8 protein-coding genes are annotated in these 10251 nt (G+C 32.6%); 2 read left to right on the forward strand and 6 right to left on the reverse strand.

Annotated elements, in window-relative coordinates:
- Positions 1–249 precede the first annotated feature (249 nt).
- Together BMW36_RS20060 and dcd are read left to right on the forward strand one after the other, a co-directional pair.
- Positions 250–1386: a M48 family metallopeptidase gene (locus BMW36_RS20060; protein WP_089744455.1), complete on the forward strand. Its 1137-nt coding sequence runs from the start codon at positions 250–252 to the stop codon at positions 1384–1386.
- Positions 1367–1975 carry a dCTP deaminase gene (gene dcd / locus BMW36_RS20065; RefSeq protein ID WP_089744457.1) on the forward strand — a complete coding sequence of 203 codons (609 nt, stop codon included), beginning with the start codon at positions 1367–1369 and terminating at the stop codon, positions 1973–1975. Before BMW36_RS20060 ends, dcd begins: the two co-directional genes overlap by 20 nt.
- Before the next feature lie 155 nt (positions 1976–2130).
- Here dcd and BMW36_RS20070 read toward each other — a convergent pair whose 3' ends face one another.
- The 6 genes from BMW36_RS20070 to BMW36_RS20100 all read right to left on the reverse strand — a co-directional run bounded on the left by BMW36_RS20070 (position 2131) and on the right by BMW36_RS20100 (position 9914).
- Positions 2131–5100 carry a type III restriction-modification system endonuclease gene (locus BMW36_RS20070; RefSeq protein WP_089744459.1) on the reverse strand — a complete coding sequence of 990 codons (2970 nt, stop codon included), beginning with the start codon at positions 5098–5100 and terminating at the stop codon, positions 2131–2133.
- A gap of 1 nt (position 5101) precedes the next feature.
- On the reverse strand, positions 5102–7057 hold the full coding sequence (locus BMW36_RS20075; RefSeq protein ID WP_089744461.1) for a site-specific DNA-methyltransferase: 1956 nt from the start codon (positions 7055–7057) through the stop codon (positions 5102–5104).
- A 38-nt stretch (positions 7058–7095) separates the two neighbouring features.
- Positions 7096–7719, reverse strand: coding sequence for a recombinase family protein (locus BMW36_RS20080; protein WP_089744463.1), 624 nt, complete (start codon positions 7717–7719; stop codon positions 7096–7098).
- A 379-nt stretch (positions 7720–8098) separates the two neighbouring features.
- Complete coding sequence (locus BMW36_RS20090; protein ID WP_089744466.1) at positions 8099–9025, reverse strand: hypothetical protein; 927 nt, start codon at positions 9023–9025, stop codon at positions 8099–8101.
- A 76-nt stretch (positions 9026–9101) separates the two neighbouring features.
- A complete protein-coding gene (locus BMW36_RS20095; protein WP_089744468.1) occupies positions 9102–9350 on the reverse strand; it encodes a helix-turn-helix domain-containing protein in 249 nt (82 codons plus the stop codon).
- Positions 9351–9452: 102 nt separating this feature from the next.
- Entirely contained in the window at positions 9453–9914 is a 462-nt protein-coding gene (locus BMW36_RS20100; RefSeq protein WP_089744469.1) for a hypothetical protein, read from the reverse strand.
- Between the last annotated feature and the right edge of the window lie 337 nt (positions 9915–10251).

Below are 10251 nucleotides of genomic sequence, written 5' to 3' on the forward strand. Positions count from 1 at the left end.
TAACGTTTTTGACTCATAATACGGACACGACCTTTCGTTAGTTCAATTTTAGTGACTTAACTAAGTTGTGTCCATATATCTATACTACAACCAGAACTAAATGAAATTAGTTACATATTATTAAAGAAATTCGAATCGAACGTAACCACATTTTCAGAAATTAAATTTTTCAGTCAAATCTTAATAGATTTACAAATAATTACTAGCTATATATCGCAAGCTAATACTTCTCATCATCCAATGGAAGTAATGATTCCTGTTAAAGAGATAATATTAAAGTATGGTGACGCAACTTTATTCTTTACACGTCCCGTCTGGATATTAAATTATGCTATTGGTGATATCTGGAGTAGATTTTCCTTAAGTATTAGCAAGACCTTCCCTTCAATTCAATTAGATAAAAAGAAAAAAATACTGATAGAGTTTCCTGTGGTACATAAAGATGACGTTTTACTAGGATGTGTTATGGGGCATGAACTGGGCCATTACTTTGATCTACATTCAGGTCTAAATCTAACAGACTCTTTAATGCCCTCACTACTCAAACATAGTAACATTAATGATCTTAAACAATTTGTAAATTTAAAGCTAACAAGTTCTTCAATACTTTTAACTAAAGATCAGGAAAATAGAATTAAAAATGAAATTCTTGTAAACATACTTGGTAAAGGATATCTAATAAATTGGTTACAAGAATTTATTGCAGACATAATTGGTATTCTACTATATGGTCCATCCTCACATTTTTCAGGGGATAGTATATTTACATATAGTTCCTTAGCAAACGATGGAACATTACATGATGCTTTTTCTAATACACATCCTAGATCATCAATTCGTAGTGTCGTTAGAGAAAGAACTTTTGAAAAATTGAATTATACCGGTAAATTTAGTTCTGTTATTCAAGAAGAAATTAATATTAGCATTCAAAAATGGAAATCTGCAAAAACAAAATTATTCTTAGATTCTATTGATGGAAGTTACGGAACAGATATCATTTTTAGATTTGAATTAAACAATACATCATTAGCAATTATTGAAGATATTTTAGTTAGTGAACTGGATGATATCATAGACTATATCCTAAATACGATCCCTGATGAATTACACTATAATGTTGAAAAGTATCATAAAATAGTTCCTCAACTAGCTGCTAAAATATCAAATTTTATCCCACCAAACGAGATTGATTCCGAGCCTGTAGATAGCATTAGTATTTTAAATGCTGGTTGGCATGCTTATTTCCATTATAGAGACAAGCTAGAAACCGAAATATCCTCTAATGAGCAAGAGTACAATATAAGAGAAATGATTAATAATTTAGTAAAAAAGGCACTAATGTCTGCTCATATCCATAGGGGGTGGAATGATGACCGTACTAACTAGCGAGTTAATTAAAGAGCGTTTAAATATGTCCGATGAAACTTATGAACAAAAATTGATTGTTACGCCAATTTTAGAAAAAACCCAATTAAACGGTGCGAGTATTGACCTTCGTTTAGGGACTGAATTTAAAGTTTCTATACCTACAAAATCTCCATTATTAGGAACAATATCTGAACCTATTGATCAATTTTTTCAAACAACATATCGTTCTTTTGGAGAGGATTTTATCTTATACCCTAATCAATTAGTTCTAGTGAATACCTTTGAATATATAAGAATACCTAATGATCTTGTGGGAATGATAAATACCCGTTCTTCATTAAGCAGATTAGGAATAAACATAAATTCCCTTATCCATTCAGGTTATGCTGGAACATTAACATTACAAATAGAGAATAATGGGGTAAATGCTATAAATCTAACTTGTGGAATGCGATTTATCCAAATGATACTTTTTTCTGGTGAGACTGTACCTCAATCTTACCTTTCTAATTCTTTTTCAAAATACATTAGTAATACTTCACCAATACTCTCACAGATTAATAGGGACTCTGATTTGGATACATTAAGGAAACTTACCAAAGATTGAAATCAAATCTAACTGTCTTTTTTTAATAACCCATTTCTGAATACCAAATGGAGTGGTAGTAATAGAGGAAAACAGCATTCGGGGGAACTTCCCGATGCTGTTTTTAAATTAAATTTGTATTATAAACCTATACTTTCTCAAAAAGTTTAACATAGTTATGATTCACTTAAAGTCTGATTAATTAATGTAACAATATCGTTATGCTTCATCTGCTTTTTGAATCTCACATTTAATCCATCAGCTCTAAGTGTATTAAGGAATTCTTCTGCAGCTGCTATCCTTTTATTTTCATCCCCTCTCAGCCCACCACTTTTTTTAATATCTTTTGTCTCCACTATAAAGTTTATAATATAGTCGCCATCTTTTTTCTTTAATACATACATAAAGTCTGGACTTGTTGTACCTCCATAATATAGAGGGACCTGGATACTCCTTCTAGGAATTTTCCCAAAAACAACTACTTCATCAATGTCACTTTTTGCAATTGTTTCTCTTTCTTTTGGTGAATCATAGACAAAACTATCATATAAGAATGTAGAAGGAACTTCTGTATTTTCATCTCTCAATAGCCCTAAACTACCTTGTACAATGTACTTTTTCATATGTCCATTGTAATCTGTTAAAGCCGTTTCTTTTGCATCAATGCCTAGCTTATAATAACTAAATCTTTTTATAAACGTATCTTCTAGCCACTCCTGGAATTCTCTTATAAAATTATTCAGAGTATTGTAATTGAAAAAGTCATCTTCAAGTTTTTTACCATTTGCATATTCAATAATTGCATTATGCAAAATAGGTAGTGAAATACCAGTATTTTTGTTTATTTTGATTAAGAATTGATTATAAGGGATAATTTCGTCAAAGATATGATAGCCTGCTTTTCTTTCCTTAATACCTACTGAATCCCCCTTGTTTTCAGTTCTTTGTTCTGTTGCATAAACGATTTGCTGTTCATATACACCCTTTTCCAGAATTTCAAGGACTGCACTTTTCAATTCATTATCTGATATTTCATCTATCTTTAGGTAATATTTTTGATTTATCTTTTGCCACAGATCTTTAATATCCTCAAATCTTTTAGCACGTATCTTAACTTTAGCTTTATTTCCTTTGCTTGTTTCTAATACTTTGTCAGAACCCACACCTGTGTTGAACTCAGGATACTTAGCTATTAATTCGTCCCTCTTGTCTTGCTTTATATTCATTTCTATATCGACTAATCCAGCATTTAAAAGTTCTACAAGAAGTACTTCTTCAGACATATTTCTCATTTTAGCAACTTTAGATAGTAATCCCTTTAAGTTACTAGACACTTGTGCATCTGAGTTGATTTCACTAATTAATTTATTTGCAAATCCCTTTTCAGAGTAATCAACAAGATATGTAAGATAAAACTGTTCTGATTCCATTCTGTTACCATACTCATCTACTGGAAGCCTCAGTCCTCGGCCTACTTCTTGTAATTTAGATATTTCACTTCCACTCGATCTAAGTTTTGCAATTTGAAAAACGTTAGGATTATCCCAGCCTTCTCTCAATGTCCATTTCGAGAAAATAAACCTCATAGTATTCCATTTCCCAGCTTCATTTTTAAAGGAGAGTAACGATTCCTTATCTCTTAAAATTTTATCTACTTCATTTTGAATATCCTCGTCTTTAGTTGAATTATCTTCTGAAAAATAACCCCCGTTCGTCTTTTTAATGTCTTTTAAGGATGCTTCAAGGTACTCTTTATATTGCTTAATTGTCTTATTATCTATGTCTTCAATTTCACGTATTTCTTCCTCCAACTTTTCCTTTAACATAGATTCGAATTTTAGCCTAAGACTTCCATCGTTATTAGTCCCACGATAAGAAGATATACTATCAATGAAAAATAGTGATAAAGTTTTAATCTTATTCTCCCTTAAAAAGTTTTCCCTTTCTTGTTTGAAATGGTTGTCGATAGCCTGTTTTAACATTAACTCCTGATATGTTGTACCATAGACAGAAGAATAAATAATGTCATTCTGTTGAAGTATTTGGCCGTTAGAAAGGGTTACTCCTTTAGGGATATTTGGATCATCAGTTTGCCAAATTCCTTCTATAGTTATTCCACTGAATCTCTCATCTATATCACTTAGGAAGTCTCCAATTTGAAGAGTGTAATTTTCTCGAGTCTGTTCGTTCCTAAATACACAGGTTCTAGGTCTATATGTTAACTTCATTAACTTTAACTTACAGTCATCTTCATTTATTTCATTTAAAGTTTGAACTGCTACACCTTTTACTAGGCCGTCATTAAAAGCACCACAAGAGTCTAAATTATAAACTAGATTGTTATAGTCTTTCTCCTCTGACTTCTGCAGTACAGGAAAAGTTGCACCAAATCTAATTATACATTGGGGTCTTAATTCCTCTTCGATACATTGAAACGCCTTATTTTCCCTTTTAAATCGGTGTGGTTCATCAATAATCACAATGGGTTTTGTTTCTGCCAACGTTTTATAGGGCTGAGTAAAAGAGCCAAAAAGTGTTTGATCGTAATCATCTTTCTCCATTGTTTTCTTGGATAATAGCATACTATCTGACATTAATAACACACTTATCTTATTCTTCTCTTGTCTAGTGCCTCTAGCATAATTAGCTACAGCCCCTGGAAACATTTTTCTCCCCGAATTCTTTGATTTCTGTGCATCCAGTACGTTCAAATCAAGACTAATATTGGGATATAAGTCATTAAAATGTGTTCTTGCATAATCTGCTTGTATAAAACTTTTAGTTCCTTCCTTAATCGGCGTAGAGGGTACTAATATAATGAATTTATTAAACCCATATAGTTTATGTAGCTCATACATTAGCCTTGTATAGATATAGGTTTTACCTGTTCCTGTTTCAAGTTTTGCATCTATTCCAAAAATCCCTTCTTCAACACGACGTCTCATTTTTTTAGGAATAGGTTTAGATTCGTTCTTTTCACCAGTCCATATTTGTTCAATATTTGTTATTAACTTGCTATCCTTAGTGTCAATAATTGGGTTTTGGTATATTGGGTTATTACTTGTTATTCTAACCCCATCAAATATAGAAGTAATTGCCTGTAAACATTCAGTTTGATGCGGCAATAATTTTAATTGAATACCCATCCTAATACCTCTCAATCAAACTTACATTTTTGTTGTTTCTTAAATTAGTAATGTTTCTTTTTAGTTCGTGCAGTACATTAAAAACTATTGAGTAAGGATATAAAACTATTCTTGAAATATTGACCTCATTCGTTTCAATCAACTTAATTAATTCCATTACGTCTTCTGAATCCAATCCAGGGTCAATTATATAAAGAGAATCTTGAACTAGATCTACCTCATATTGATTTAATCTAATCCTCTGAGATTCTGTAGTTAGTCCATAACCATCCATGTTCATCCAAGTCGACAATATAGTGGCATGTCCAGGCACCCCATCAAAGGTAAGACCTTCAGTCATATCTTCAAAAATAGTTGTATTATATGGATCAAACTCTAAAATGTTATGTAACATATTATCATCTGGCTCATTTAAACGGTATAGTTTATAACCATAATCAATTTTTGCGTCAGTTTCCTTTTTTATTTTTATTGCTGCCTTTTCAATTCGAGTGCGACCCAGCTCGTCAATAGTACGATAACCTGCTTTATATGCTGGTTTATCCTTTTCTATTTGTTCAGGTAACTGCACCATAATGTACTTTCTACTTCCTTGGTCTTCAGCATTTAATTGCATCACAGCATGTGCAGTTGTCGAAGAGCCAGAGAAAAAATCTAGTATTATTGAGTCTTTATCTACAATACTTAATATTCTTTTCATAAAAGCTAACTGTTTTGGATTATCAAAAGGTGTTTTAAATTCTTTCATTAAACTATCGTCCGGTCTTTGATCATCCGACATAATCGCTTTAGGACGTTGGTTCATATTCTCGAATAGATACCTTTTTATTGTGGGTAAATTCCCCTCGGTATCAAAATGGATGCGGTCGTCATCAATTAGTTCTTGAATCTTGTCTTTGTTATGTCTATATCCCCCAGGTGGTACCGGATCTTCCTTGCCCGTTAGTGGATTTATAATAGGCTCCATATTTCCATTTTTAACTCCTCCTAAGTTATCCTTACGATAGAGGCCTCGATCATCAAAATACCAGTAATTCTCAAAGTCGATAAATCGAGGATACTTAGTTAATATTTTCAACTCAGCTGTTATTTCTTCATTTGATAAACCTTGTTTTTTAAGAAATTTCACTTTATCTAAATACTCTTTAATATTATTCTTGGGAACTGCCCATTTATTTTCACTGTGCTTTTCTGTAAGACGATTCATATTTTTCCCATATACCAAACAATAATCATGGCTTGTTGATAAGAACAGTGCTTGGTTTTTTGAACTATTTGTATTTCTAACTATTTCGCCTATCTTATTTTCTTCTCCAAATATCTCATCACATAATAATTGAAGGTTTGCCATCTCTTCTTCATCTATACTAATAAAGATAACCCCATCATCAGTTAAAAGATCTCTTGCAAGCATTAACCGTGGATACATAAAAGTAAGCCATGCAGAGTGAGTGCTTTTACCTGCCATATTTAATATTCTTTCTGCTTCATCGACCTCAATTCCAATTGCATCTGCTAAAGAATCCTTTGTAAATTTGAAGTTGTCTGGATAAACGAATCCATCTGAACCCGTATTGTATGGGGGATCTATGTAAATACACTTGATTTTATTTGAATATGAATTGACTAATTGCTTAATAGCGTCTAAATTATCTCCGATAATATACAAATTCTCACTTTTATTATTAATATCTTTAGTATTATGCTCAATATCAGGAGTTAGCACAGTAGTAGTTTTGGTTCCTGTTAGATACTTAGCATAGGATTTCCCTAAGAATTTAAGCTCGTATCCTTCTCTGTCAAGATCTATATTCTGTTCAGACAACATTTCATTGAACCGTTCAACTAGAAATTTACCATCCTTACTAAAAAATTGTGGAAAATTGCTTTTTAGTTTTTCTATTTCTTTTGTATTCGGTTCGACAGAATCGTTATAATTAAGTTCATCTCGAATCATTATTAACTTCCTCCAAGGCAAAAATTATTTGTTAAGTATTAATTGTTAGGTACTCCATCTATCATTTCGTTTCTAATCTTATAAATAGTACTTCTTGCAACTCCTGTTTTTCGATGAATATCCATTACACTTGTTCCAAACCGAAGCTCTTTAGTAATTTCATCATATATTATCTTATCCTTTCCTTTAGCATTTGAATGATATTTTCTTTTTCTTCCTTTATACTTCCCTTGTTTTTTAGCAATTGCAATTCCTTGTCTTTGAGCTGTTCTAATACGCTCACGTTCTTCTTCTACCATCCAAGACAATAGTGAAAGTGTTAAATCCGTTAATAACTGTCCAACACCTTCTAGCTCTTTATACTTCGTTGTATCAAGGATTGGCATATTTAACACAACAATGTCAACTTCATCTTTTATTAGTGATTCCCATTCATTCTTTATTTCTTCTTTGTTCCTACCGAAACGACTTAAATCATGAACCACTAAAATATCCCCAAAACGTAATTTTTCTCGCATACTTTGATAAACTTTCCTATCAATAAAGTTCTTACCTGATTGTTTCTCTGTAAATATTCTTTCACAACCATATTCTTCTAAATCTTTAATTTGTCTTGAAAGCGATTGTTCTGGGGAACTAACTCTCGCATATCCAATAATCATTTTTGGAAATCACCTCATAACCCCGAAATAATTATCATACAACCCTAATGATACACTTTGAGGGTTGATTTTACAATGTTTTCTTATGGAGTCTAAGGGTGTACTTATTTTGAACAAAAATAAACCCATACTAGGAAGTATTTTATGGGTCGCTCATTTTCCAAAACACTCTTCTTATTCTCAAATTACAATTCCTTATGTTAAGAGCGGTTCAGAAATTCAATTGCAACAAGTTGGAAATATATACATTGGTTTCTTCATCTGTTTTTTATTTGCACACTTTGTCCTATGTAGTTATGTACAAGATGATAATGCGAAAAGAGAGTTATTTGTAGCCAAAAAGAATAGGCTCCCCTATAATCCGTGGGGGAACCATACCTTATAAGCTATATATAGTTGGGATTGCAACATCAACCACTTTTCTAAACAACTTAGTTGCCATCTCTACCTTTTCCCTTGGATTGTCTAAATCCAATATTGGAAAAACTACCCTATTTTCCTCGTAAATGACAGTTTCAAAATTCTCTACATCCTTAAATTGACTTACTACCCTTTGAAACAATGGAGATTGCCATTCATTTTCTAGTCTTATTGCAATTTCACATGCAGCCAAATTAATGACAAAGCTGAAGTCTGAAAAACCTGAACCAAAAACGATAGAATTTACGGTTAACTTTTTGGATCGGTGTACATTAAGAAGATGTGGAATTTCTTTTCTGAGAGTAGATAGGAGGTAGGAGTTCATCACTTCTGGAGAAGTAGAATATAGTGGAAAGTTCGGTGCTGACATTGTGGAATCCTTAAAGCCTAGTGGTAACCCTCCCCACTGTTTTACAATACTTAATTTTGGAAGCACAAATTCGCTGTGATTAACGTGGTTCCAGATGTCAGGATCTTTTTGTCGATTTAATTTGTTCAGAGTTGTCGTGTAACCTTTTTGCAAGGTCAAAGCTAAGATTTTGATAGGCTTTTCTCTGGCATGTAACTCTAACAGTTGCTCTATCGCAACTAGATACTCTTCTTTAAACCTAGAAGCAATCCAGACAAAAGTCCCGCTTTCATTCTCGTTGGTTTCAATTAGGTATTTCACCTTTTCAAAATGAACTTCGTCTGAACAACCTAGTTGGCTTTCAATGTAAATAGGTGAGCTATGGTCTAAGTCACGACCATAAATGTCAATCCTCTTTTTAGAATCATATTCTAACTCAAGCAATTCTACTTCTCCTAAAAAGGGCCTCAATATCTGAGGGTTTCTTTGTAGGATAAAGTTAAAGATATACTCCTTTTTACTTCCATTTTTGCTCATTTAACATTCCCCCTGTGGAGGAGAGACAATGCTCTCCATTATTTTGGTTATCAGTAGCTATTCTCTTTCTATATTTCTATTCTTTTGGAAATGCTACTTTTAGTAGGTACTCAAGGTCAATTTCGAGTTCCTGTGACAATCCATAAACGATACCTACATTAGGATTTCTACGTTTATGATTTTCAATTCTACTTATATAGCCATCACTAGAATGGACAGCTAAAGCAACTCTCTTAATTGTGTAGCCTAACTCTTCTCTTCTCTGCTTGATGAGATTTGCAAATTCTGGAGATACCTCTCTTGCATAGCTTTGATTACTTTTCATTTCTATCACCTCAATTCGATATTTTTTGTCAATTGGATTATCATTTGACTAATTTATTCTAGTATTCAAGTCAACTTTTAATAACCCTAAAGTTGTTCTACTTTAGAATCGAAATGGATTTTTTACGATTGAAGGTGATTTTCTACCTTTGGGAATTAAGATAGGGTTTATGTTGAGGGAATTTAGTTGTTTGAGGAACTTTTTTCGGTAGTACGTGGAATACTTTTCCTTTACAAAATCAAAGCCATGCTTTGATATTTTGCACAAAAACAATAACAACTTTTCCTTTTCAGTATCTTTTAGATGGCTATTATTTATTATAGTTCGGGCTTTATTGATTTTGTAGAAATCTCCATTAAATAGTATTTCTCCAAAATACTTTTCCATATAGTCCCTGAATAGCTCATCTTTAAAGTATTCTTTAAGACATTTTTCTTTCCCCTGTCGGTACTTCTGGTATTTTAGGTGCTGATTAAGAATTCTAACTTCCAATCGCAACACAGAATCCTCATACCACTCTACTTTTCCTCTTTCCTCTCTTGCCTCGAGATCCTTATCGTACACAGTAAGCCCCCAATCAAATAACGCATATAAACACGCAGCACCTCCTGGTATGATGAATGTATCAATTTAAGGAGGTGCTTTTCATATGCTAGAACAAAAATTAACAATCGTCCCCGTTACATTACATTCCGAAAATAAAGATTCATATTCGACCGTGCCATCACCAACCTCTTGCAATCACGCATGCACGATCAAAAAGGCAAACATAGAAATCTCCTTCAACAACGGCGTAGATGAGCACATTATTCAAACGGTTATAAGGGAGTTGAAACATCTGTGAAATACGACTATACAAGTGTAAAAAATATTTACATCATTTGTGGAAAAACTGACATGC

Origin of the sequence: Gracilibacillus ureilyticus (assembly GCF_900111195.1) — a bacterium.
Taxonomy (GTDB): Bacteria; Bacillota; Bacilli; order Bacillales; family Amphibacillaceae; genus Gracilibacillus; species Gracilibacillus ureilyticus.

Bases quoted from the DNA above. Each gene is read 5' to 3' on its own strand.
- dcd (WP_089744457.1), top strand. From the start codon at position 1,367: ATGATGACCGTACTAACTAGCGAGTTAATTAAAGAGCGTTTAAATATG.
- BMW36_RS20080 (WP_089744463.1), bottom strand. From the start codon at position 7,719: ATGATTATTGGATATGCGAGAGTTAGTTCCCCAGAACAATCGCTTTCA.
- BMW36_RS20070 (WP_089744459.1), bottom strand. From the start codon at position 5,100: ATGGGTATTCAATTAAAATTATTGCCGCATCAAACTGAATGTTTACAG.
- BMW36_RS20060 (WP_089744455.1), top strand. From the start codon at position 250: ATGATTCCTGTTAAAGAGATAATATTAAAGTATGGTGACGCAACTTTA.
- BMW36_RS20075 (WP_089744461.1), bottom strand. From the start codon at position 7,057: ATGATTCGAGATGAACTTAATTATAACGATTCTGTCGAACCGAATACA.
- BMW36_RS20095 (WP_089744468.1), bottom strand. From the start codon at position 9,350: ATGAAAAGTAATCAAAGCTATGCAAGAGAGGTATCTCCAGAATTTGCA.
- BMW36_RS20090 (WP_089744466.1), bottom strand. From the start codon at position 9,025: ATGAGCAAAAATGGAAGTAAAAAGGAGTATATCTTTAACTTTATCCTA.